Source organism: Veillonella infantium, from assembly GCF_002959895.1.
Lineage (GTDB): Bacteria > Bacillota > Negativicutes > Veillonellales > Veillonellaceae > Veillonella > Veillonella infantium.
On sequence record NZ_PPDD01000012.1, the window covers coordinates 199,998 to 222,585 of the forward strand.

Below are 22,588 nucleotides of genomic sequence, written 5' to 3' on the forward strand. Positions count from 1 at the left end.
GCTATAAATTTGTACTAAAAAAGTGACACCATTAGTCACATTGGTGACTAGTAGTGTCACTAAATCCCTTTACATAGAAATCGACAAATTATATATTGATGTCGAGGCCTCTAGATGTGTCAGGTCTTGCCAATTTCTCGAGGATTGGCGGTGATAGCATGAAGACCTACGAAGTTTTATCTTTAATGATAGCTTTTGGTATGTTAGTTGCTACCATTATCATAGCAGCAAGATAATTGACTTCTAACTCAGGTTAGCTTTTATGTAGCAGGGCTTTGAAAAGGACCCTTTTGTCGTCAGGCCAAATTTTCAAACTAGTAAGAGATGTGAGAGCTGACGCCGGAAAACATCTACGCCTCACTTCTTCTAAGTAGTATACCATAGAAGTAGATAAAATCCCACACACTAGTGTGGGATTTTATTTTGTGTCTTATAGAGAGTGAGCTCGTAATTCTTCAGCAGAATGAGTAGAAATCCAAGCTGGTGGAATGTCGAATACTGTGTAGCAACCTGTGCCGCCGTGTTTAGCAAGGCGGTAGATACCACGTGCATAAGCAACAAGTGCAGAGCCAGTGAATTCAGGGTTGGAGTCAAGTTTTAAGGAATACTCAACAACATGACGTGTGCCGTCAGTGCTTTCACCAGAGCGAAGAACGAAGCCACCATGTGGAATACCTTTATGGTCGCGATCAAGTTCTTCTTGAGAAATGAAGTTTACTACAGTTTCATAACCTACGAAGTAGTTTTCCATAGTTTTGATTTCATTTTCAATTTTAGCTTTGTCAGCATTAGGTGCAGCTACTACATAGCACTCACGAAGGTGACCTTTATAGCCATCAACGTCTGGAGTTTCACCATTACGGATTGCTTCAAGGTATTGTTCTTTAGGAACAGTGTATTGACGAGCATCAAGAACGCCATCGATACGGCGGATAGCATCGGAGTGACCTTGGGAAACACCACGGCCCCAGAATGTGTAAGATTTGCCTTGAGGCAAGATGCTTTCAGCATATACACGTTGTAAAGAGAACATGCCTGGGTCCCAACCGCAAGAAATCAATGTAGCAGTTTTAGCTTCTTTAGCTACTTTGTCTACGTTTGCGAAATGCTCAGGGATACGTGCATGTGTATCGAAGGAATCGATACAGTTGAAGTATTTTGTTACCATTGGAGTTTGTTCGATAAGGTCTGTTGCAGAACCACCGCAAAGAACCATAACATCGATTTTACCTTTGAAGTTTGGTAGATCTTCCATAGTATATGTAGGAACACCAGACACTGTTTCTAAACCTTTACGGCGAGAGAATACACCAACAAGCTCCATATCAGGTTGTAATTTTACGGATGCTTCAACGCCACGACCTAAGTTGCCGTAGCCAACGATACCAATACGAATTTTGCTCATATTAGCCTCCTATATAAATCGAGAAATTTAATAATTAACATAATCATTATAGCATAAAATGATAGTTATTAATATTTTTCTATAGAATCAAATAAAATTAAATATATAATACTATCTATCATATTGATGCTGAGATAGATCATAACGTTTAACTAACATAAAAAGGACCGATTATACTCCTAATATAGGTGTACAATCGGTCTCGTTGTCTTTTTAGATTCTATAGGGGATAAGCTGTATGCTAATTATCCTATTAGAATTTTAATGTTTTAATTCTTTCAACGGCGCGAATTGTATTTTCACGGCTACCGAAAGCTGTTAAACGAAGGTAGCCTTCGCCGTGAGGACCAAAGCCAGAGCCTGGTGTAGATACGATTTGAACTTGTTCGAGCAAGATGTCGAATAATTCCCAGCTAGTCATATTACCAGGAGTTTTTAGCCAAATGTATGGAGCGTCAACGCCGCCGTATACAGTAAGGCCGATAGATTCAAGACCTTCTTTGATAATACGAGCGTTTTCTTTGTAGTATGCAATGTTAGCGCGAGTTTGTTCGCGGCCTTCTTTTGTGTATACTGCTTCAGCACTGCGTTGGATGATGTAAGGAACACCATTGAATTTAGTGCATTGGCGACGGTTCCACATAGGGTTTAGTGCTTGGCGTTCGCCGGATTTAGTTTTACCAGTCACTTCTTTAGGTACAACTGCGTAAGCACAACGAGTACCAGTGAAACCTGCAGTTTTGGAGAAGGAACGGAACTCGATAGCTACTTCACGAGCGCCTTCGATTTCGTAGATGGATTTTACAGTGTCTTCTGTGCTGATGAAAGCTTCATAAGCAGAGTCGAACATCAAAATTGCATCATTATCTTTACACCATTTGATCCATTCTGCTAAACGAGCACGGCTCAAAACAGTACCAGTTGGATTGTTAGGGGAGCAAAGATATACGATATCTACACGTTCAGAAGGGAATTCTGGAGAGAAGTTGTTTTCTGCGTAAGTAGGGAGGTATACAACCTTTTGGAAGATACCATCTACTGCTTCGCCAGTACGACCGCCCATAACGTTAGAGTCTAAGTATACTGGGTACACTGGATCAGTAATAGCGATGATGTTATCTTCGCTGAATAATTCTTGGATGTTACCAACATCAGATTTTGCACCATCGGAAACGAATACTTCGTCAATCGCAATGTCTACACCTAATGGTTTGTAGTCGCCATCAACAATAGCTTGACGTAAGAAGTCATAACCTTGTTCAGGACCGTAACCGCGGAATGTTTCAGCTTTGCCCATTTCTTGGACAGCCTTGCTCATAGCATCAATAATTGCAGGAACAAGCGGCAATGTAACATCGCCAATACCAAGACGAATGATGTCTGCATCTGGATGCGCTGCTTGGTAATCTGCAACCTTTTTAGCGATATTAGCAAATAAATAAGAACCTTGTAGGTTTAAATAGTTTTCATTAATATTAGCCATGATGACTCCTTTTTATAATCAGATTTCTCTATATATAGTAAATTATATAGAATAATGACGCAAGGATTTTCTATAGAATTTTTCTTTAATCTAAACAGTATAAGTACTTTTAATATAAAAGATTATAATATGGGGAATTTATTACTCGTAGTGAATAGTATAGTAAAAGCATAATAAATTTACATTAACTTTAGTTATTATTGATTTGAGGTGGGCGTTTCATCATTTACTCATAAAATTCTTGCTGATATAATTAATTTATAGTATAAATCTAACGGATATCACATATAAGCTAGTTATTCTTAATATTGGGGAAATTATTGATAAGGGAGAATAGAGATGTCTGATTGTAAGCAGTTTTATAACAATATTTGCAAAGAAATTAGTAGGAGCGATAAATTAAAAGACTTTGAAACAATATTTAGTGTTAAACAAGGCTCTAAAGACAAGAACGTAAAGCTTACAGAGGTGCAAAAATTTGCGGCAAACTTTTATAAAGCACCTATTATTAACTACAAAGGGCATGTAACAGGTAAATCAAAAGTCAATAATACTCGATATAGCGAAGTTATTGCAGATACACTTGTATCAAAAGGTTACATTAAAACATGGCTCGAATTAGAACCTTTAAGACCTAAACATTTTGATACAGGTCATAATCATTCTGAAAGTGTGGATATAAATAAGTTGCAGAGCAGTAATCGAAAAGAAGAAATCTTAGCAAAACTATTATTCTATCAACGTGACGTTAAGGATTTAGGTTATATTTTTGATTATCAAACACCGCTGAAAGCAAGTTTAAGTGATTCGTATGGCAAAATAGATCTTTTAGGTTATAACTCCAAAGATAAATGTTATTCAATAATTGAATTGAAATATCGTCCATCTGGGAGCGATGAAACTTTACTGCGATGTGTTTTAGAGGCGTATACATATTACAAATTATTTGATTTGAATCAGATAGAATCTGCTCAAGATCATAACGGTATAACTGAATTGAGAGCATTAAAGGATTATAAACATACTAAGAACGCTGAATTAGTAATTTTATTTGATGAGAAGTCTCGGGCTAAAGACGATGGCGGAGAAAACTTAAATTTAATGCTACGGATAGATTTGCCGAATAAAGATAAAGCAGATAAAACAAAGAAAGCAAATTATCCGTCTAAAACAGTTGAAAGCCAGCAGCATAAAGAGTGTCAAGATTTACTTAATTCCGATAAACGTAATTCTTTACGAACTTTGTGTGACAGAATCTTAGAACAAGAGCCTAAGTTGAAACAAATTCGATTTGTTGTATTACGTGCTGATACAGATAGTAAATCTTCTTATCCAACAAATATAAAAGGTTGGTCTAGAAAATTTGATCGATTATATCGAGCAGAAACATTGCTAACTATTCCTAGCAAAGGTTAAGTATGAATATAATTATCCATCGTGGCACTCATCAGATTGGTGGTAGTGCCATAGAAATTAGTACAGCATCTACTCACATTATGTTAGATTTTGGTAATGAATTAAGTTTAGATGAAAAGTACACACCTATAAATCTGGATATAGACGGTGTTACAAAAGGAATGCCGGATTGTGACGGTATTGTGATTTCTCATTATCATATGGATCATTTAGGCCAACTAACCTCTGCACTATCAGAAATTCCATTATATATGGGTGAATTAAGTAAGGAAATCGCGCTAATAGGTGCTGAGTATCAAGATAGAGGTTTATACTTGCGCTTATTAGGTGCTAATACATTTCGGGGCGGAGATGTCTTTTCTATTGGTGATATACGTATCAGACCTTTAGTTATCGATCATAGTGCTGCGGATAGTTATATGTTTGTCATTGAAGCAGAAGGTAAACGTGTCTTATATACAGGTGATTTCCGGATGCATGGGTTGCGCCATCACGTATTAGACAAATTAGTTAATACCTATATAGGTGAGGTTGATGTATTAATTACAGAGGGCACCTCATTGTCTAGAGACGCAGGTGATTATATATCTGAAGCCACAGTGTTAGACGATATTTCTTCATATATTCAAGATGGGAAATATGTTTTTGTTATGTGTTCCTCTACGAATATTGACCGTATTATGGGGATTTGGCAGAATATGCCAACTGATAAAGTACTCATTTGTGATGCTTATCAGAAAAGAATATTAGATACTGTGATTAACAATGTATATTATGAAAGTTCTTTGTATCGTAGACATGATAGTCCGCTAGTTCTTGATAAAGGCAAGTATCCTAAATACTATATGGAACATGGATTTGTATCCTTAGTAAGAGGGACAGAAAATTTTATTTCTAAAATTAAAGAGTTCCCTAAAGATGATGTACGTATTATATATTCAATGTGGACAGGATATATTGAGGAAAATCTTCCGTTAAGAAATCTACTAAATATCTATCCATCTTATATATGTCATGCCAGTGGTCATGTGTCTAAAGATAATTTGATTAAGTTTATAGAATTAGTTAATCCTGACGTTATTATTCCGGTTCACACTGATAATCCTGAGAGATTAGAGGCATTAGTACCTAATAGAAATGTGTATATCGTTAATGATAATGAGCCATTTATCATATAATTCCTTTAAGAAATTTCGCATTTGATGTATAATAAATAAAAAGAGAGCCATCAACGTGTGGTTGCGTTAGGCTCATCTTATAAATGTTTTCTTATGATTGCCTAGCGTGCGAGTATTTTGAATACTCTGTTGCGTTAGGCTTTTGTCTTTATACTATTTGAATAGTGCAAAGAGTGATATTGCTATGGAAATTACAAAAAGAATTAAGTAGTACTTTTCGAATTTGCTCATAGTATCACCACCTTTCGGTGATGAGCCTAACTCACGTGATGACTCTTAGCATTAGTATATCAATGTAATTTTAGGAAAAATAGAATTGACATTTTGTTATATACCAATTTTTGCGTAGTGTTTTACTACGCTTTTTTATTGAAAAATATCAAAACTATATAGGATTAACTTTGTTTTTGATATAATCTAAATAAATACATATTATCGTGCGATTTTATATGAAAGTGGTGTCTTTATGCTGACGATTAGCAATAAAGGATGGCTTTTTACTTCTATATTAAGTGCTTTGATGGCGTTTACGTCGTTGTCGACGGATATTTATTTGCCTGCCATGCCAGAGATGGGGCGTGATCTCCATGGTGATGCAGAGCTTACGTTGACGGGCTTCTTAATTGGTTTTGCGTTGGCACAGCTGTTTTGGGGCGCCGTTAGCGATAAAATTGGTCGTAAGAAGCCTTTGGTTATAGGGATAGGCTTATTTATTATAGGCTCTGTGGGCTGTGCTCTAAGTTCGTCTATGCTGGAATTACTAGCTTGGCGTGTATTTCAAGCCTTTGGTGCCTGCGTAGGGCCTATGTTATCACGGGCTATGATTCGTGACTTATATGGTCGGACTGAGGCTGCAAAAATGTTATCTACATTAGCCATTGTTATGGCCATAGCTCCTATAGCAGGGCCGATGTTAGCAGGGCATTTACTCGTATGGTATACATGGCATTCCATATTTTGGTTGCTTGTTGCCATCGGTATTTTAATGCTTGTTGCCGTATTAGTCATTCCTGAAACACATCCTGTAGAGAAACGTAGTAAAAAGTCTATAGCTCATACCTATAATAATTATTGGATTTTATTGCGCAATAAAGGCTTTATGAAGTATACGCTATGTGTCAGTTCCTTTTATATTGCTATCTATGCATTTTTAACAGGTTCGCCTTATGTATATATTGATGTCTATGAGGTACCAAAAGAGTACTTTGGTTATCTCTTTTCTGTTAATATTATTGGCGTCATGTTATTAAGCGCCATCAATCGACGCATTGTAAGTGCTATACGTCTCGATAGATTATTGAGATTTGCCACCTTATTTGCTGCTATTTGTGTATCCGTTGTAATGGGCCTGATTGTCTTAGGCTACCATTCGCTGTGGTTAATCGTTATTGGTTGTTTTTTATTCTTCTCTATGAACGGCATCATTGCGGCTGTAACGAATGCATTAGCTTTAGATAGAGCAGGTAGAATGGCTGGCTCTGGGGCAGCATTATTAGGGGCTATGCAATATGGTAGTGGTATTGTATCATCGTTGATGCTTACCTTCTTACCAAACGATACGGCAGATCCTATGATGGGGGTTATTACATTATTTGTTATTATTTGCGCCATTATCGCTTTTCCTGAGGATGAAAAATATAATCGTATATAATATTAGTGAAAGCAAGGGTTTAAAATTGAACTCTTGCTTTCATTCTTTTTTTAGGTTATAATAGTAAGGCTTATTGATGGTAAGCACTTCCTACCCCTATGTGTCGATAGGGGCATTAGTCCGAAAGAGGAGGTGATTTTGTATGAACAAATACGAAGTCATGTTTATTGTGAAACCAGCTGAAGAGGAAGCAACTAACGCTGTTATTGAAAAAGTAGAAGCTTTAATTGCTCGTGTAGGCGGCACAGTAGAAAAGGTAGATCGTTGGGGCAAGCGTCGTCTTGCTTACGCTGTGAAGAAATTCACTGACGGTTTCTATGTATTGATCAACTTTGAAGCAGCACCTGCTGAAATCAAAGAAATCGATCGTGTATTGAAAATCAACGATGAAGTCCTAAGACATCTAATTGTTAAACACGAAGCATAATTAAAGCCTGGAGGAAAACATGAACTCTGTACAAATTCTAGGTAATTTAGCTCGTGATCCTGAAGTACGCTATACCAAAACTGGTCGTGCAGTAGCAACTTTCACAGTAGCTGCTACAAACACCTATATTGATTCCACAACAAATGAGACGAAAGAACAAACTGCTTTCATCAACTGCGTTGCTTGGGGTAAACTTGGTGAAGCGGCAGGCAATCTTCGTAAAGGCAGTCGTTGCTTTGTAGAAGGTCGTTTGCAAACTCGTTCTTACGAGACTCAGGACGGTCAAAAACGGTACGTTACTGAAGTAGTAGCGAACTTTGTGGGCCAATCCCTTGATATGAATACTAATTCTTTCGAAGGTGGGTCCAATTTTGATAGTTTCAGTACAGGCGGCGATGACGAAAACATCCCGTTCTAGTGTCAGGGACTCCTACTAATTCGAAAAGGAGGATTCGCAATGAGAAGAGATAGAGGCAGAAAGCCAAGAAGAAAAGTATGCGTTTTCTGTGCAGACCATATCGATCAAATCGACTATAAAGACGTTGCTAAACTTCGTCGTTTTACGACTGAACGCGGCAAAATCTTACCTCGTCGTATTTCCGGTACTTGCGCAAAACATCAACGCAAATTGACTACATCTATCAAACGTGCACGTGCAATCGCTTTATTGCCATTCACTGCTGAATAATTGATGAATCAAGGCGGTACAACCATTTGGTTGTATCGCCTTTTTGCTTTTATGAATAGAGACTATGCTTTAAACGCATAGTCTCTTTTATATTCCTTTGATTCTCAGGGATTATCATATTTACTAAATTTAATAAATATTCAATATAATAGATATAAAAATATATGATGAAAATTTATAATTATACCTTTAAAAACGGAGCCTATATGATTAATCTATATAGCCGAATTAATAAAACTAATGCATATAATCAGAAAAGCTTATGGTTTTTATACTATAATGTGAGTATATGCTTAATACTGTAAAGTTCAGTGAAAGGTGGTAAGTACATGGGATTTTTGAAAAAGGATATATCCCGTCGCCAGTTTATTGGTGGTGCTTTAGCGTTAGCAGCTGCGTCAGCTGTACCGTCATTTATACGCGGTGCCTATAAGCCAACACAATCCGATTCCTTGCAAGTATGGACTTGTGGTGGATTATCGGAAGCATTTCTAGATTTAAACCAAGTCTACACGATGCACACAGGGCACAATATTCAGTACACCGGTGCCTTTGCGGGGGCCATTGGTAAATCCTTATTGGCTGAAAAGAGCCGTACCGAAGTCTTTGGTGCTCGTGGTTTAGAGCTGGCAAAGAACATGCGCAAAAAGGGCGTAAGCATCGCTTTTGAACCATTATGTTTTACGGATTACGTCATCGTTACTCCTAAGGGGAATCCCGCAGGGATTCGGGACTTGAAGGATATGGCAGAGCCTGGTGTGCGCGTTATGTTGCCATTAGGTGCATCACCTCCTGGTAGTGCCTCTGTAAAAGGGATTATGAAGCTCTCAGGATTAACCGATGGTATTATGAAAAACATGATAGCCGAAAATGCTTGTGTAATCTCCATGATGTGTGACCTTGTAGAAGGTAAAGCAGATGTATCTATTATTGAAAAGCGCCTTACTACACATGATCGATTCAAGGATCGGATTGAGTACTTCCCCATTCCTGCACAATTTGTGCCGCCTGCACCACTTACTTTCACCATTAATACAATGAAATACGTACAAGATCGTGCACTAGCTGCCGATTATATTGAATTTACACGGTCCCAAGAAGGACAACAAATTTTAGAAAATCACGGATTTACATCCGTTCATAGTGCGAGAGGTCTCGATTTGATAGAAAGGTTTGGTGTAAAAGATGTGTAGTCATTGTCCGTCATCTACATCCTGTGGGTCTCAAGGTAGTTCTGGTGTATCTGGGAAACAAGCCCCTAAGAATTTAACGCTTTGGCGTCGTATCGTACAGTTTATATTCCTCTTTATTATGGGGAAATGGGTATATTATGGTATATTCCGATGCCCTTATATCGTGCCGTTTGTAAACTGTGAAAGCTGCTCCATGATTACCTGCTGGGGCCGTATTACGACATATTTCTATGCTTGGTGGATTATTCTGCCAATTATGGTCGTATTCTTTGGTCGAGCATTCTGTAGTTGGTTCTGCCCAAGTGGGTGGGTTAACCAAATGCTGGGAAAAATATCTATGGGGCCTTTAAGAAATCGTAAACATTACATGCGATTCCTACAACTCGGCATGGTAGCTACTATAATTTTAGGTCTTATTGTGTATTTCAAATTTGGTAATCCCCGTATTATGATTCCTATTCGGACGAGCGATGAATATTTTAATGCAGTCATTTTATCTATGCAGTTCTCCGAATGGTATTGGGCGGCTCGCACTATAACGGTCGTGTCCATCATTGCTGGTTCCCTTATCATCGCCAATGCTTGGTGTCGCTTTGTATGTCCATTTGGTGGGGTAATGGAATTATTACGGAAAATTTCCATTTTTAAAGTATATAAAACTAGTGATTGTGACGATTGTGATGCGTGTCTACGTGTTTGTGAAATGGGTACACGACCAAATGAAATGAATTGCACCAACTGTGGTGACTGTTTGCATGTATGCCATAAAGATGCTATTAGATTTGGTCGGAAAGGTTAATTATGAAAGAAGTTCAAGGACAAAGTTTCCTACAAAATCATCCATGTTACAACAAGGATGCTGCCGCTAATTGGGGACGTTTACATTTGCCAGTTGCACCGAATTGTAATATTCAATGTAATTATTGTAATCGCAAGTACGATTGCGCTAACGAAAATAGACCGGGCGTGACGCAACATGTTTATACGCCACAAGAGGCAGCAGTCTTTGTGCATAAGGTATTTGATGCACGTAAGGATATTTCTGTTGTGGGCATTGCAGGACCTGGAGATCCTATGTGTGATGCGGATAAGACACTTGAAACATTCCGTCTTGTAAAAAAAGATTTCCCTCACGTCATGCTCTGTTTATCTAGTAATGGCTTGGCAGTGCCTGATTATGTCGATGAAATCGCTGATTTAGGGATTACTCATGTAACGATTACGGCTAATGCTATTGATCCAGAGATTGCTAAACATGTGTATTCCATGGTTCGCTATGATGGGAACATCTATAAGGGGATTGATGGGGCCCGTATCTTATTAGAACGTCAGGCTGAAAGTATTCGTAAATTAAAGGAAAAGAACATCATCGTTAAGATTAATACTGTAGTAGTACCTGATGTAAATATGGACCATGTACCAGCTATCGCTAAACAAGCAGAAGCATGGGGCGTAGATTTGATGAACTGTATTGCTATGATTCCAGTTCATGATACAGCCTTTGAAAACCATCGAGGACCGACTGCAGAAGAGATTGACAATATGCGTCAGTTTATTGGTCACTATGTGCCGCAGATGACGCACTGTAAACGTTGTAGAGCTGATGCTATTGGTCGTTTGTGTGAAGCGTAGAAGCATAAAAGGCTATATACCAGAGTATATAGCCTTAACGATTATGTATTATTTAGTATTTTTAAGGATTCTATGTAGCGCAGATAATGCGGTTTCCACATCTTCATATGTGTTAGCATAGCCAAAGGAGAATCGCACAGTTCCTTCTGGATAGGTACCTAGCGTTTGGTGTGCTCGTGGGGCACAGTGTAGTCCGACGCGTGTCATGATGTGATACTTTGACTCTAGTTCATATGCAATACTGGCAGCATCCATATCATCAATTGTGATGGATACGACGGCTGTTCTATCTTGGATATCTTGTTTGCCGATGATGTTAACTCCAGTTATTGAGTGTAAACCTTCGAGAAAGGCTTTTGTCAAAGCTAGTTCGTGGTTGTGGATATTCTCCATGCCGATCGATTCGATGTAGGAAACTCCTTCATTGAGGCCGATAATGCCAGGTAGATTTAACGTGCCTGCTTCAAAGGCGTCGGGCATGTTAGTAGGCATCGTTTCTAAATGTGAAAAGCTGCCTGTACCGCCGGCGATAAGAGGTGTTAAGATTTGAGCCATTTCTTTGGTTAAAATAATGCCACCAATACCTTGTGGTCCCAATAAGCCTTTATGACCCGTAAAGCAAAGTGCATCTATATGATATGCTTTCACATCAATAGGGATAACACCAGCTGTTTGGGCTGCGTCTACAATGAAATGTAGATTATGAGCCTTGCAGATAGCACCTATTGATTCAATAGGCTGTATGGTACCACATACATTAGATGCGTGGTTGGTAATAATAGCCACTGTATTTGGACGGATAAGAGACTTAATGGCATCTTTTTCAATAGAGCCTGTAACATCACAAGGAATAATATCAAAGGTAATGCCCTTATCCAGTAGTTGGGTAAGAGGTCTCATAACTGCATTGTGCTCTATAGAGCTAACGAGTACATGATCACCTGCTTTCAATAGGCCCTTGATGACCATATTTAAGCTCATCGTCACATTTTGCGTAAAGATGACATGCGATGGATCATGGCCGTTGAATAAGGTATTTAGTCGTTGTCTTGTTGTATAGATAATATCCTCTACATCGTAGGCGAGAGCATAGGATCCACGGTTAATATTAATACCGTAGTTCGTTATATAGTTTGCCATGGCATTAGCCACATTAGGTGCTTTAGGAAACGTGGTACTTGCATTATCTAAATAGATATAGTCCATAGGTAATCTCCATGAATAACAAGGTGTATTTATGGTTATTATATCATGAGTCATATGCTTGATAGGGTAGGAGTATATACTCATACATTTGTAGTGTAGTTTGTTTGAAAGGAGTTTATTATGAGTGGGTCTCATGAAAAAAGGAATTTAATTATTGCAGGCCTTATTATTGGCGCTATTGCAGGCTTCCTCGTATTGGCTGGCAATCCGGGCAATATGGGCTTCTGTATTGCTTGCTTTGTTCGCGATACTGTCGGTGGCCTAGGTCTACATCGTGCTGCGCCGGTACAGTACATTCGCCCAGAAATTATCGGTCTTATTTTAGGGGCTTATTTATTATCCATGATTCGTGGTGAACACCAAAGCAAAGGTGGTTCTTCTCCAATTATTCGATTTATTCTCGGCTTCTTTGTTATGATTGGTGCTTTGATGTTCCTCGGCTGTCCGATTCGTATGATTTTAAGACTTGGCGGCGGTGACTTAAATGCGTTGTTCGGCATTGCTGGTTTTGCTGGTGGTATCGGCTTTGGTACTATATTCTTGAAAAAAGGTTATTCTTTACAGCGTACCTATGCATTGAGTAAATTAGAGTCCGCTATGATGCCTGCTATCCAAGTTGGTTTGCTAGTTTTAGTAGTAGCGGCTCCAGCATTTATCTTCTTTAGTCAAAAAGGTCCTGGTGCTATGCATGCACCTTGGTTAATTTCATTGGCGGCAGGCCTCGTGGTAGGTGGCTTATCTCAAGTTAGCCGTCTTTGTACCGTTGGTGGTTTCCGCGATTTATTCTTGTTCAAAAAATCTATCCTTATCTTTGGTTATTTAGCTGTTCTCGTTGGTGTATTCGTTGTAAATATTAGCTTTGGTAATTTCCATCTTGGCTTTGAAAACCAACCGATTGCACATACAGATGGATTGTGGAACTTCCTAGGCATGGCGCTTGCTGGTTTCTGTAGCATATTGCTTGGCGGTTGTCCGTTGCGTCAATTAATTATGACTGGTGAAGGTAATTCCGATTCTGCTGTTACAGTACTTGGCCTCGGGGCTGGTGCAGCATTTGCTCATAATTTTGGCTTAGCCGCTTCTGGTGCAGGCCCTACATTAAATGGTGAAATTGCTGTAGTTGTTGGTTTTGTAGTAGCATTTATTATTGCTGTAGTTAATACAAAACGTGCCAATGCTTGAGTTAGAAATGAGTGACTATGAAATATATTGCTACGTTTTACTCTCACTTTGGAGCCATTCGTTTTAAACGAGAGGCTCCTGAAGGGGTAACAAATATAGAACTTCGTCCGGTGCCACGCGATTTGAGTTCTTCCTGTGGTACAAGTGCATCATTTGATGCCGGTGAAAGCTTTACGTTTACAGATGATCCTACAGAGGAGATTGAGCAAATCGTTGCTGTCACTGATAAGGGGTATAGAACTATATTTGAAAGTCCCAATAAATAAACATTACAGCCTCTTAGCGTTGCTAATATAAGCGGTTCTATAATCATTTTGTAATGTAAAAGAGGAGCTATCCGTTGGATAGCTCCTCTTTGTTATACAGCTCTATATTTTTTAGGTGATTCACCTTTTTCAGCGGCTTCTTTATCAGCGCGCCATTTGCGTTCGAAATATTTATGATACTCTACAGGAACATCATCAGGTGTTAAGCTTTCATAAAAACTAGTAGTTCCATTTGCTTGAGCTTGTTCATAAAACCATGTTTTAAATTCTAGCATGGACAAGCGTGCTTGTAGGTTTTCGATTTCTACTAATACGCGATCTCGTTGATTTCTAATGATAGATAATCTTTCATTAATGCGACTATCACCTTCGACGCAGTAGTCGATAAAATGCTTTATTTCCTTAATAGGCATACCGGTATGCTTCATGCATTCAATCAATTCTAACCAATCCATATCTGTGTCATGGAATACACGGATACCACCAGCAGAACGTTCTACAAAGGGCAATAGACCTTCTTTATCATAGTAACGCAATGTAGAAGGTGCCACATTTAGTTTTTTTGCGATTTCGCCAACAGTATATGTCATAGGACCTCCTTTTGGGTTCATATTAAATTCGTAAAAGATTTAGTGTCAGGAGTAATGTATTAAGCGTATAATATACGTATATTTTTAAGGTTAGAGTTAAGTTTTACGTTCTCGCTTGACTTAAACCTAACTTTAAGTTCTATACTTATTACATGCTGGACATACAGTATAGCACGGTTAGTAATACAATACAAATTCTAGAGGTTGTATTGTTATATGACACCTAATGAAAGGAACACATATGAACTTAATTGATATAAAATCTCCAGCCGATTTAAAAGGCTTATCTATTTCTGAATTAACAGACTTAACAGCACAAGCTCGTCAAGCTCTTATGACAAAGGTTTCTGAGCATGGTGGTCATTTTGGCCCTCCTATGGGCGTAGCGGAAATGATTATGGCCTTGCACTATGTATTTAATTCTCCTGTAGATAAGATTGTTTATGACGTGTCTCATCAGTCTTATGTACATAAAATGGTCACAGGTCGTGCATTGGCGTTCTTAGATCACGATCATTATGATGACGTAACGGGTTATACAGATCATACTGAAAGTGAGCACGATTTCTTCAATATTGGTCATACCTCCACATCTATTTCTTTAGCATCTGGTTTAGCAACAGCTCGTAATTTAAAAGGGGACTCTGAAAATATTATCGCTATCATTGGCGATGGTTCTTTGTCTGGCGGTGAAGCATTTGAAGGTTTTGATTATGCGGCCACATTAGACAGCAATATGATTATTATTGTCAATGATAATGACCAATCCATTGCAGAAAATCATGGTGGCTTGTATCGTGGTCTTCGTGAATTACGCGAGTCTAATGGTGAAAGCTCTAACAATATCTTTAAGGCTCTTGGTTTGGATTATCGTTTTGTAGCCGATGGCAATGATTTGGAAACATTAATCAATGTGTTTAAGGATGTAAAAGATATTAACCATCCTATAGTTTTACATATTGTTACTCAAAAAGGTAAGGGTTATGCTATTGCAGAGCAAAATAAAGAGGCCTTCCACTGGACAAGGCCATTTGATTTAGAAACAGGTAAACTCAAAAAGGAACATCATGGTCCGACCTATGCTGGTACAATTGCGGACTATTTGATGGAACAAATTAAAGTAGATCCAACAGTGGTAGCTATTAATGCAGGGACACCAGGTGGCTTTGGCTTTAACTCTGAATGGCGTAACGAAGCTGGTAAACAATATATCGATGTAGGCATTGCGGAAGAACATGCCATTGCGATGAGTTCTGGTATTGCAAAAAATGGCGGTAAGCCAGTGTTCAGTGTAGATAGTACCTTCTTACAACGCGCTTATGACCAATTGGTTCAAGATCTTTGCGTCAATAATAACAGTGCGGTTATTATCAATCATATGGCATGAACGATGTTACGCATTTAGGATTCTTTGATATTCCTATGCTTACAAGCATTCCTAACTTAGTATACTTAGCACCTACTAATAATGAAGAATTGTTGGCTATGACGGAATATGGAGTGCATCAACACGAGCATCCTGTGGCTATTCGTGTTCCTGTAGGTGAATTTACATCTACTGGTGTAGCCGATACGACTGATTACAGCATTTTAAATAAATCTGAGGTGACTCGTCGTGGTGAACGCATTGCCTTGTTAGGCCTTGGTAATTTCTACCATTTGGCAAATCAAGTGGCTGATGCATTGGCTAAAGACGGTATCAATGCAACTGTAGTAAATCCTAAATTTGCTTCTGGTCTTGATGAAGCATTACTGGAAGAATTGAAAGCAAATCATTCTGTAGTATTTACATTGGAAGATGGTGTAGTTGAAGGCGGTTGGGGACAACGTGTAGCTAGCTTCTACGGTCCATCTGATGTGCGTGTTAAAAACTATGGTATTGCTAAAGAATTCCACGATCGCTATGATGCAACGGAATTGTTACGAGAAAATGGCGTTTCTTTAGATCAGATTGTAGCGGATGCTAAACAAATTTTATCCGTTTAGTTCGATGAAATATTAAATAAATAATTTTATCTATAAATGCAGTAGAAATATGGGTTTACCCTGTTTCTACTGCATTATTTCTAGTTTTATATTTTATAAAAATATAAAATTTGTTAAAAGATTATAGATTTTTTTCGAATAGGACTATAAAAATTAGATGAAGTATTATATAATATTATCTACAGTATGTATTACAGTAGAACAAGTTTGTTGTTAATGTACAAAAATATCACAGTATTATATAAGTAAGTATTAATGAAAAGGGAGATTGTAAGACGTTGAAAAAAGTATTAACCTTAACATTAGCCGTGGCCATCGTCGCCGGTGGCTATATGTCTGAGGCTAATGGGGCGGGAGAACAGCCTTCTAAGCAGGCACCGTCTATATCTGAGATAAACATATATACGCCTAAAGAACTCAATGCACGTCAAAAAGACTTGGTTGATATCGGTCGCTATACAGCATCCGGTGATCAAGGTGCATTGAAAAGTACAATCGCCTCTGCTATTGAGCGAGGTACGTTGACACCGCAAGAGGTGAGTATTGCGATTCGCCAACTTTACTCTGCTGCTGGTTTAAAGCAAATGAATGCAGCATTAGCTACATTTGATCAATTACGTGAGGAGCGTCCTGAGTTTGGCGCTGATTACGAAAAAATGGTTCCAAAGCAAACAGGACTTAGTGCTTTATTGGGGAATGGCACTAATGGGGCTGCTTTGGCTAAGGCTAAAAATGAGGATACAAAAGAAGCGGTTCAATACAATACGTTCCGTATGAAGAAACCAAAACCGCAAAATCGTAATCGCTCTCGCCTTGGTAAGTTGGACCGTGAATTGGTCGCTGCCGCAGCTTTAGGTACGCGTGTAGGTAAAAATAATCTATTCGCTGCATCTGAAAAGAGTTTATCTGAGCTTGGCCTCAGCAAATATCAAATTGAAAATCTTGAATCTTTGATTTTCTAAGAATATAAAGACCTACTTCTTTGGAAGTAGGTCTTTTTTATGTATATGAGAAGGGAAATGTAATTGACGTTTAACTCCCCCTTTTCTATAATTAATAAGATAGGTATATGATCTGTAATAATAGATATAATTAATAGTTAACATAGATGTAAGGAGAAAGTATGCGCCTTCGTAGAAAACCGTGGATTGATGAAGCTATCCACGAATATGACTCTCATATTATTTTGTCCGGCCAGGAACAGTACAAGGGCAAATGGCGTGAGTTATTTGCCCATCCTGAACGACCATTATATATGGAACTTGGTACAGGTAAGGGTCGTTTTATTGCCGGTATGTCCGAAGCGTATCCAGATGCTAACTTCGTAGGATTTGAAGTGCAAATTGGGGTAATTTATTACGCAGCACAAAAAATCTTTGAAGCAGAGCGAGATAATGCTAAGGTATCTCTCTTTGATATTGCTGGTATTGAAGAGGTTGTTGCGCCAGGTGAAGTAGATCGCTTTTATATCAACTTCTGTGATCCTTGGCCTAAGGCAAAACATGCTAAGCGTCGCCTCACATATCATACATTCCTTGATCGTTATGCTCGTCTTTTAAAAGACGGTGGTGAGGTTCACTTTAAAACTGATAATGAAGGTTTATTTATGTTCTCTCTTGAAGAATTCAAAGAATGTGGATGGGAACTTAAAAATGTAACCTATGATTTACATAGTACAGACCTTCCAAATGTAAAAACTGAGTATGAAGAAAAGTTTAGTGCTAAAGGGCAACCTATTTTCCGCTTAGAAGCAATTAAGCCAAAAGTACAAAAGGAGGCTTAACATGGAAACACCGAATAAGGGGGATAGTCGGTGGGGCTCACTCTTTAAAAATGATTTACAAGGTATGCTCTTACCTATATTGCTTATCACGATTATAGGTAGTGTGAATATCTTCAGTGCCACTTATATTAACTCTATTTACGAAAATACAGGGCTTTTAGGGTACTTTTCAAAACATATAGGCTTCCTATTTCTTTCAATGGCAATAGGTGTTATTTTATATCGGTATGATTATAGGCAACTACAAAAGCCACATATGTTGCAACGCATAATGATTGCAACCCTAATAGGTATGGTGTTAGTCCTTGTGGCGGGCTCTGTCATTAATGGTGCGCGTCGGTGGATCGTTATCGGTCCCGTATCGATACAGCCGTCGGAATTTGCCAAGTTAGCTGCTATAATATGGACATCCGCTAAATTGAGTACCATGAGAAAATGGGGTAAATCAAGATATAATAATCCACTCACAAACTTACAAGGTTATGTGAGTGAGCGGGTAGGTTATATGTTGCCAATGTTAGTTTGGCCGATAATCTTTGCAGTTCTAACCATCTTGCAACCAGATATGGGGACTACTGTACTAATCTTTGGGTTCTCCTTCATACTAATTTACTTAGCAGGCTTTGATGGGCGATTCTTTGGTGGTGCCTTTGCCGTAGCTGGTGTGATCGGCTTCATTGCAGCTCGTATGTCGCCATATCGTTGGGAACGGATTCAGTCATGGTTCGATCCTTGGCCGCATGCTCAAGATATGGGCTATCAAACTGTACAAGGTCTTTTGGCCGTAGGTTCTGGTGGTATTCTTGGGGAAGGCTTTATGCAAGGTACATCTAAGTACTTTTACTTGCCAGAGGCTCATACAGATTTTGCATTTGCCGTGTGGGCTCAAGAAATGGGCTTTGTCGGTGCTGTCTTTGTCGTTCTCTTGGTAGCGGCCTTTACATACTTTGGTTTCCGCATTGCTAATAAATCTCGTGATGAATTTGGCAGATGGTTAGCTATGGGCATAACCTTGCTCATCAGTGGACAAGCATTATTTAATATTGCCATGGTTTGCGGGATTATGCCGGTAACAGGTGTGCCTTTGCCATTTATTAGTTATGGCGGTTCTTCATTGTTAATGAACTTTATGGCCATAGGCTTGTTAGCCAGTGTTGGTCGCCGTAATGTAGAAGGTGTAAAACAAGTTGGTACGGCTGAGGATTTACCATCCTTGCGTGAAGAGACACAAAGTCGCTTCAAACCTAAGGCGACTCAAGAAACAGACAAGACTGAAATGCCTGGTCCGTTTAGACCTAGAGAGCCTAGAAGACCAACGCGTAGACGTCCGAGACCTAAAAATTGATGTGTAATTCTTATGTTTCATAAGAGTAACATATATGTGTAAAATCCAATGCTATATCATACCGGGTATAGCGTTGGAACCTAGTGTTGTTATTGTGGTGAGAGGAAAAAATGAAGGATTATATTGATATTCAAGAGCGCCCGTCTTGGGGGCGTATGTTGCCACTTAGTTTCCAACATTTATTTGCTATGTTTGGCTCTACTGTATTAGTACCATATTTGTTAAAGGTAGATCCTGCAACAGCTTTATTTATGAATGGTATCGGTACATTGCTATACCTATTCGTATGTAAAGGTAAAATCCCTGCATACCTCGGTTCTAGCTTTGCTTTCATTGCTCCTGTAGCTGGTGTATTATCTGCCGGCCTCGGTTATGAGGCAGCTAAAGGTGCCTTCGTTGTATTTGGTTTATCCTTTGTGATTTTATCTGTTCTAGTTCGCTATATTGGTACGCGTTGGATTGATAAGTTATTCCCACCGGCTGCCATGGGTGCTATCGTTGCTATTATTGGTTTGGAATTGGCACCAGTAGCGATGAGCATGTCTGGCCTTATTGGTAATCAAGATTTGGGCATGAGCCACAGCCAAGCTGTATTTATTTCTATGTTTTCCTTAGTTGTTACCTTGCTTGGTACTGTTGTGTTCCGTGGTTTCTTAGCAGTTATCCCTGTTTTGATTGGCGTTGTTTCCGGCTATATATTATCCGCCTTTATGGGTGTTGTTGATTTCTCTAGCGTAGAGGCTGCACCTTGGTTCTCCTTACCGCAGTTCTATGGCATGCCTGTATTTGATATCAATGCAATCATCATGATTATGCCAGCACTCTTTGTAGTATTTGCAGAACATGTAGGTCACTTGGTTGTAACTAGTAACATCGTATCCAAAGACTTGATGAAAGAACCAGGCTTACAACGTTCTTTGCTCGGTGATGGTCTTGCGAATATTTTATCTGGTTTCTTTGGTGCTACACCAAATACGACATATGGTGAAAACATCGGTGTACTCGCTATCACCCGTTGCTTCAGTGTATGGGTTATCGGCGGTGCTGCTGTTCTTGCTATGATTATCTCCTTTGTAGGTAAAGTAGCTGCTCTTATCCATGCTATCCCAGTACCGGTTATGGGGGGTGTATCCATTCTCTTGTTCGGTATCATTGCAGCATCCGGTTTGCGCATGCTTGTAGAACGCAAGGTAGATTATACAAATCCTGTGAACATGATCTTAACATCTGTTATCCTTGTTGTAGGCCTTAGCGGTGCTGAACTTGCTGTAGGTCCTGTTGTGTTGAAAGGCATGGGCCTTGCGACTGTAGTAGGCATGGCAATGAGTATCATCCTATTGATTCTTCAAAAAACAGGCGTTGGTAATGACCAATTGAAAAAAACAGAAGTATAATTATAGTCAAACCTATTGATGAAATAGCATCTTACGATGATGACTGACAATAGTAAAGCTTTAAACTAATATACTTTATAAATAACGACTACTGAATCAGGTATGATCCTGTGAAAGTAGTCGTTTTTATTATCTTATACATATCATCGTTTAATACTTGTGAACCGAATAGGTTTAGGATGTAAGACTATTTGATATGAAATAGATTTATATGATAAGGGTTATCTTTATAATTTATTATTTATATTGTATAATGAATATATAAGTTGTATAAAATTAATTAAAGAGAGGAGGGCCTATGGAGTTTTTAGTATGGATGGCTATAGGGATTGCCCTAATGGCTGTAGAACTTGTTGTTCCAGGTGGTATTTTGGGACTCATCGGTTATTGTACATTCCTTTGGGGTGTGTATGTAGCCCTTGGAGAAGGTACGGTGGCGCTATATGCCGTACTAGGATTAACAGCCTTGTTGATTGTCCTTATCATCGTGTTCTTTAATCACTTTGAAAAGACTTGGATAGGCAAATTGTTTACCTTAGGGCAACGATCTACGACAAAAGCTGGTTATGTATCTAATGATGTATTAGATGACTTAGTCGGTAAAGAAGGCGTAGCTCATACTACACTACGCCCTGCAGGTATTGCTAAAATTGATGGTAATTTGGTGGATGTTGTGACCGAAGGGGACTTCATCGATGCCGGTTCACCTATTGTGGTGCTTCGTGTTGTGGGCGGCCGCAATATAGTTAGAAAGCGCGATTAAGCTTTCACCACATCGTCGTATATAATGGAGGTTATTATGGATGTAAGTATTTTAATCTTGATTCCCATTCTACTGATTGGGATTATGGTGTTCTTGTATGTTGTGCCATTAGGCCTTTGGGTATCTGCTCTTGCAGCAGGCGTTAATGTTGGTATCTTTACACTCGTAGGTATGCGCTTACGTCGTGTAAATCCATCTCAAATTGTAATGCCTTTGATTAAAGCAAATAAAGCAGGTCTTGATGTTAATGTAAATCAGCTTGAAGCACATTACCTTGCAGGTGGTGACGTTGACCGCGTTGTAGATGCTTTGATCGCCGCTGAACGCGCATCTATTCCTTTGACATTCGAACGTTCTGCAGCTATCGATCTTGCAGGTCGTGATGTATTGGAAGCAGTTCAAATGTCCGTTAATCCTAAGGTGATTGAAACACCAATTATCTCTGCAGTAGCAAAAAATGGTATCGAACTCAAGGTTCGTGCTCGTGTAACTGTACGTGCTAATATTGACCGCCTCGTTGGTGGTGCTGGTGAAGCTACGATTATCGCCCGCGTTGGTGAAGGCATCGTAACAACTGTAGGTTCCTCTGAAGAGCATACAGACGTATTAGAAAATCCAGATCACATCTCTCGTACTGTATTGGGTAAAGGCCTTGATGCGGGTACTGCATTTGAAATCTTGTCCATTGATATTGCGGACGTAGACGTAGGACGTAACATCGGTGCTCAATTGCAAACTGACCAAGCGGAAGCGGATAAGAAAATCGCGCAAGCTCGCGCCGAAGAACGTCGTGCTATGGCTGTTGCGACAGAACAAGAAATGCGTGCTAAAACACAAGACATGCAAGCTAAGGTTGTGGAAGCACAAGCTGAAGTACCTAAAGCATTGGCAGAAGCTTTCAGAAATGGTAATCTTGGCGTTATGGATTACTACAATATGAATAATATTATTGCAGACACTAAAATGCGTGAAAATTTAGCAGATAGTGAATAGGAGTAGC

Annotated in this window: 24 protein-coding genes; 20 read left to right on the plus strand and 4 right to left on the minus strand. The window is 39.0% G+C overall.

From position 1 onward, the window contains the following. Positions 1–158: 158 nt before the first annotated feature. Positions 159–236, plus strand: a complete 78-nt coding sequence (locus VCHSUH03_RS09675) for a putative holin-like toxin (protein WP_227721402.1) — start codon at positions 159–161, stop codon at positions 234–236. 194 nt (positions 237–430) lie between these two features. On the opposite strand, the gene VCHSUH03_RS08220 is transcribed toward VCHSUH03_RS09675, so the two are convergent. Together VCHSUH03_RS08220 and VCHSUH03_RS08225 are read right to left on the minus strand one after the other, a co-directional pair. Continuing rightward, positions 431–1,405 carry a diaminopimelate dehydrogenase gene (locus tag VCHSUH03_RS08220; protein ID WP_105094695.1) on the minus strand — a complete coding sequence of 325 codons (975 nt, stop codon included), beginning with the start codon at positions 1,403–1,405 and terminating at the stop codon, positions 431–433. A gap of 253 nt (positions 1,406–1,658) precedes the next feature. Continuing rightward, on the minus strand, positions 1,659–2,888 hold the full coding sequence (locus VCHSUH03_RS08225; protein ID WP_105094696.1) for an LL-diaminopimelate aminotransferase: 1,230 nt from the start codon (positions 2,886–2,888) through the stop codon (positions 1,659–1,661). A gap of 339 nt (positions 2,889–3,227) precedes the next feature. Here VCHSUH03_RS08225 and VCHSUH03_RS08230 point away from each other — a divergent pair, with 339 nt between their 5' ends. The 9 genes from VCHSUH03_RS08230 to VCHSUH03_RS08270 all read left to right on the plus strand — a co-directional run bounded on the left by VCHSUH03_RS08230 (position 3,228) and on the right by VCHSUH03_RS08270 (position 11,073). Next, on the plus strand, positions 3,228–4,304 hold the full coding sequence (locus tag VCHSUH03_RS08230; RefSeq protein ID WP_105094697.1) for a hypothetical protein: 1,077 nt from the start codon (positions 3,228–3,230) through the stop codon (positions 4,302–4,304). Positions 4,305–4,306: 2 nt separating this feature from the next. Then, positions 4,307–5,482 (plus strand): MBL fold metallo-hydrolase, encoded by a 1,176-nt coding sequence (locus tag VCHSUH03_RS08235; protein WP_105094698.1) that lies wholly within the window; start codon positions 4,307–4,309, stop codon positions 5,480–5,482. Between the two features lie 466 nt (positions 5,483–5,948). Continuing rightward, the gene (locus tag VCHSUH03_RS08240; protein ID WP_105094699.1) at positions 5,949–7,133 is read left to right on the plus strand and encodes a multidrug effflux MFS transporter; all 1,185 of its coding nucleotides are present in this window, start codon (positions 5,949–5,951) and stop codon (positions 7,131–7,133) included. A 142-nt stretch (positions 7,134–7,275) separates the two neighbouring features. Beyond that, the gene (rpsF, locus tag VCHSUH03_RS08245; RefSeq protein ID WP_004693799.1) at positions 7,276–7,560 is read left to right on the plus strand and encodes a 30S ribosomal protein S6; all 285 of its coding nucleotides are present in this window, start codon (positions 7,276–7,278) and stop codon (positions 7,558–7,560) included. Between the two features lie 19 nt (positions 7,561–7,579). Continuing rightward, positions 7,580–7,978 carry a single-stranded DNA-binding protein gene (locus VCHSUH03_RS08250; protein WP_004693797.1) on the plus strand — a complete coding sequence of 133 codons (399 nt, stop codon included), beginning with the start codon at positions 7,580–7,582 and terminating at the stop codon, positions 7,976–7,978. Positions 7,979–8,017: 39 nt separating this feature from the next. Further along, the gene (rpsR, locus tag VCHSUH03_RS08255; protein ID WP_004693795.1) at positions 8,018–8,248 is read left to right on the plus strand and encodes a 30S ribosomal protein S18; all 231 of its coding nucleotides are present in this window, start codon (positions 8,018–8,020) and stop codon (positions 8,246–8,248) included. Between the two features lie 329 nt (positions 8,249–8,577). Then, a complete protein-coding gene (locus VCHSUH03_RS08260) occupies positions 8,578–9,441 on the plus strand; it encodes a substrate-binding domain-containing protein (protein ID WP_105094700.1) in 864 nt (287 codons plus the stop codon). Then, positions 9,434–10,240 (plus strand): 4Fe-4S binding protein, encoded by an 807-nt coding sequence (locus VCHSUH03_RS08265; RefSeq protein WP_105094701.1) that lies wholly within the window; start codon positions 9,434–9,436, stop codon positions 10,238–10,240. The genes VCHSUH03_RS08260 and VCHSUH03_RS08265 overlap by 8 nt, the downstream gene beginning before the upstream one ends. A 2-nt stretch (positions 10,241–10,242) precedes the next feature. Continuing rightward, a complete protein-coding gene (locus VCHSUH03_RS08270; protein WP_105094702.1) occupies positions 10,243–11,073 on the plus strand; it encodes a radical SAM protein in 831 nt (276 codons plus the stop codon). Positions 11,074–11,121: 48 nt separating this feature from the next. On the opposite strand, the gene VCHSUH03_RS08275 is transcribed toward VCHSUH03_RS08270, so the two are convergent. Beyond that, a complete protein-coding gene (locus VCHSUH03_RS08275; RefSeq protein ID WP_105094703.1) occupies positions 11,122–12,279 on the minus strand; it encodes an aminotransferase class V-fold PLP-dependent enzyme in 1,158 nt (385 codons plus the stop codon). 120 nt (positions 12,280–12,399) lie between these two features. Between VCHSUH03_RS08275 and yedE the strand changes: the two genes are divergently transcribed. Beyond that, entirely contained in the window at positions 12,400–13,461 is a 1,062-nt protein-coding gene (yedE, locus tag VCHSUH03_RS08280; protein WP_105094704.1) for a YedE family putative selenium transporter, read from the plus strand. A gap of 17 nt (positions 13,462–13,478) precedes the next feature. Continuing rightward, complete coding sequence (locus tag VCHSUH03_RS08285) at positions 13,479–13,727, plus strand: putative Se/S carrier protein (RefSeq protein WP_105094705.1); 249 nt, start codon at positions 13,479–13,481, stop codon at positions 13,725–13,727. A gap of 92 nt (positions 13,728–13,819) precedes the next feature. Here VCHSUH03_RS08285 and VCHSUH03_RS08290 read toward each other — a convergent pair whose 3' ends face one another. Further along, the gene (locus VCHSUH03_RS08290; protein WP_105094706.1) at positions 13,820–14,317 is read right to left on the minus strand and encodes a MerR family transcriptional regulator; all 498 of its coding nucleotides are present in this window, start codon (positions 14,315–14,317) and stop codon (positions 13,820–13,822) included. A gap of 241 nt (positions 14,318–14,558) precedes the next feature. On the opposite strand from VCHSUH03_RS08290, the gene VCHSUH03_RS08295 reads away from it, so the two are divergent. The 8 genes from VCHSUH03_RS08295 to floA all read left to right on the plus strand — a co-directional run bounded on the left by VCHSUH03_RS08295 (position 14,559) and on the right by floA (position 22,581). Then, complete coding sequence (locus tag VCHSUH03_RS08295) at positions 14,559–15,704, plus strand: 1-deoxy-D-xylulose-5-phosphate synthase (RefSeq protein WP_241567167.1); 1,146 nt, start codon at positions 14,559–14,561, stop codon at positions 15,702–15,704. Further along, on the plus strand, positions 15,701–16,303 hold the full coding sequence (locus VCHSUH03_RS09575; RefSeq protein WP_241567169.1) for a transketolase C-terminal domain-containing protein: 603 nt from the start codon (positions 15,701–15,703) through the stop codon (positions 16,301–16,303). Before VCHSUH03_RS08295 ends, VCHSUH03_RS09575 begins: the two co-directional genes overlap by 4 nt. 278 nt (positions 16,304–16,581) lie before the next feature. Continuing rightward, positions 16,582–17,265: a carboxymuconolactone decarboxylase family protein gene (locus VCHSUH03_RS08300; RefSeq protein WP_005387811.1), complete on the plus strand. Its 684-nt coding sequence runs from the start codon at positions 16,582–16,584 to the stop codon at positions 17,263–17,265. 161 nt (positions 17,266–17,426) lie between these two features. Then, positions 17,427–18,086 carry a tRNA (guanosine(46)-N7)-methyltransferase TrmB gene (gene trmB / locus VCHSUH03_RS08305; protein WP_105090170.1) on the plus strand — a complete coding sequence of 220 codons (660 nt, stop codon included), beginning with the start codon at positions 17,427–17,429 and terminating at the stop codon, positions 18,084–18,086. A 1-nt stretch (position 18,087) separates the two neighbouring features. Then, the gene (locus tag VCHSUH03_RS08310; protein ID WP_105094707.1) at positions 18,088–19,431 is read left to right on the plus strand and encodes an FtsW/RodA/SpoVE family cell cycle protein; all 1,344 of its coding nucleotides are present in this window, start codon (positions 18,088–18,090) and stop codon (positions 19,429–19,431) included. A 110-nt stretch (positions 19,432–19,541) separates the two neighbouring features. After that, a complete protein-coding gene (gene uraA / locus VCHSUH03_RS08315; RefSeq protein WP_105094708.1) occupies positions 19,542–20,825 on the plus strand; it encodes a uracil permease in 1,284 nt (427 codons plus the stop codon). 298 nt (positions 20,826–21,123) lie between these two features. Continuing rightward, a complete protein-coding gene (locus VCHSUH03_RS08320) occupies positions 21,124–21,588 on the plus strand; it encodes an NfeD family protein (protein ID WP_005387820.1) in 465 nt (154 codons plus the stop codon). 36 nt (positions 21,589–21,624) lie between these two features. Next, positions 21,625–22,581, plus strand: coding sequence for a flotillin-like protein FloA (gene floA / locus VCHSUH03_RS08325; protein WP_167388615.1), 957 nt, complete (start codon positions 21,625–21,627; stop codon positions 22,579–22,581). Positions 22,582–22,588 lie beyond the last annotated feature (7 nt).

What these genes read in the sequence shown, in the direction of transcription:
- VCHSUH03_RS09675 (WP_227721402.1), top strand. Translation starts at nt 159, where the DNA reads ATGAAGACCTACGAAGTTTTATCTTTAATGATAGCTTTTGGTATGTTA.
- VCHSUH03_RS08220 (WP_105094695.1), bottom strand. Translation starts at nt 1,405, where the DNA reads ATGAGCAAAATTCGTATTGGTATCGTTGGCTACGGCAACTTAGGTCGT.
- VCHSUH03_RS08225 (WP_105094696.1), bottom strand. Translation starts at nt 2,888, where the DNA reads ATGGCTAATATTAATGAAAACTATTTAAACCTACAAGGTTCTTATTTA.
- VCHSUH03_RS08230 (WP_105094697.1), top strand. Translation starts at nt 3,228, where the DNA reads ATGTCTGATTGTAAGCAGTTTTATAACAATATTTGCAAAGAAATTAGT.
- VCHSUH03_RS08235 (WP_105094698.1), top strand. Translation starts at nt 4,307, where the DNA reads ATGAATATAATTATCCATCGTGGCACTCATCAGATTGGTGGTAGTGCC.
- VCHSUH03_RS08240 (WP_105094699.1), top strand. Translation starts at nt 5,949, where the DNA reads ATGCTGACGATTAGCAATAAAGGATGGCTTTTTACTTCTATATTAAGT.
- rpsF (WP_004693799.1), top strand. Translation starts at nt 7,276, where the DNA reads ATGAACAAATACGAAGTCATGTTTATTGTGAAACCAGCTGAAGAGGAA.
- VCHSUH03_RS08250 (WP_004693797.1), top strand. Translation starts at nt 7,580, where the DNA reads ATGAACTCTGTACAAATTCTAGGTAATTTAGCTCGTGATCCTGAAGTA.
- rpsR (WP_004693795.1), top strand. Translation starts at nt 8,018, where the DNA reads ATGAGAAGAGATAGAGGCAGAAAGCCAAGAAGAAAAGTATGCGTTTTC.
- VCHSUH03_RS08260 (WP_105094700.1), top strand. Translation starts at nt 8,578, where the DNA reads ATGGGATTTTTGAAAAAGGATATATCCCGTCGCCAGTTTATTGGTGGT.
- VCHSUH03_RS08265 (WP_105094701.1), top strand. Translation starts at nt 9,434, where the DNA reads ATGTGTAGTCATTGTCCGTCATCTACATCCTGTGGGTCTCAAGGTAGT.
- VCHSUH03_RS08270 (WP_105094702.1), top strand. Translation starts at nt 10,243, where the DNA reads ATGAAAGAAGTTCAAGGACAAAGTTTCCTACAAAATCATCCATGTTAC.
- VCHSUH03_RS08275 (WP_105094703.1), bottom strand. Translation starts at nt 12,279, where the DNA reads ATGGACTATATCTATTTAGATAATGCAAGTACCACGTTTCCTAAAGCA.
- yedE (WP_105094704.1), top strand. Translation starts at nt 12,400, where the DNA reads ATGAGTGGGTCTCATGAAAAAAGGAATTTAATTATTGCAGGCCTTATT.
- VCHSUH03_RS08285 (WP_105094705.1), top strand. Translation starts at nt 13,479, where the DNA reads ATGAAATATATTGCTACGTTTTACTCTCACTTTGGAGCCATTCGTTTT.
- VCHSUH03_RS08290 (WP_105094706.1), bottom strand. Translation starts at nt 14,317, where the DNA reads ATGACATATACTGTTGGCGAAATCGCAAAAAAACTAAATGTGGCACCT.
- VCHSUH03_RS08295 (WP_241567167.1), top strand. Translation starts at nt 14,559, where the DNA reads ATGAACTTAATTGATATAAAATCTCCAGCCGATTTAAAAGGCTTATCT.
- VCHSUH03_RS09575 (WP_241567169.1), top strand. Translation starts at nt 15,701, where the DNA reads ATGAACGATGTTACGCATTTAGGATTCTTTGATATTCCTATGCTTACA.
- trmB (WP_105090170.1), top strand. Translation starts at nt 17,427, where the DNA reads ATGCGCCTTCGTAGAAAACCGTGGATTGATGAAGCTATCCACGAATAT.
- VCHSUH03_RS08310 (WP_105094707.1), top strand. Translation starts at nt 18,088, where the DNA reads ATGGAAACACCGAATAAGGGGGATAGTCGGTGGGGCTCACTCTTTAAA.
- uraA (WP_105094708.1), top strand. Translation starts at nt 19,542, where the DNA reads ATGAAGGATTATATTGATATTCAAGAGCGCCCGTCTTGGGGGCGTATG.
- VCHSUH03_RS08320 (WP_005387820.1), top strand. Translation starts at nt 21,124, where the DNA reads ATGGAGTTTTTAGTATGGATGGCTATAGGGATTGCCCTAATGGCTGTA.
- floA (WP_167388615.1), top strand. Translation starts at nt 21,625, where the DNA reads ATGGATGTAAGTATTTTAATCTTGATTCCCATTCTACTGATTGGGATT.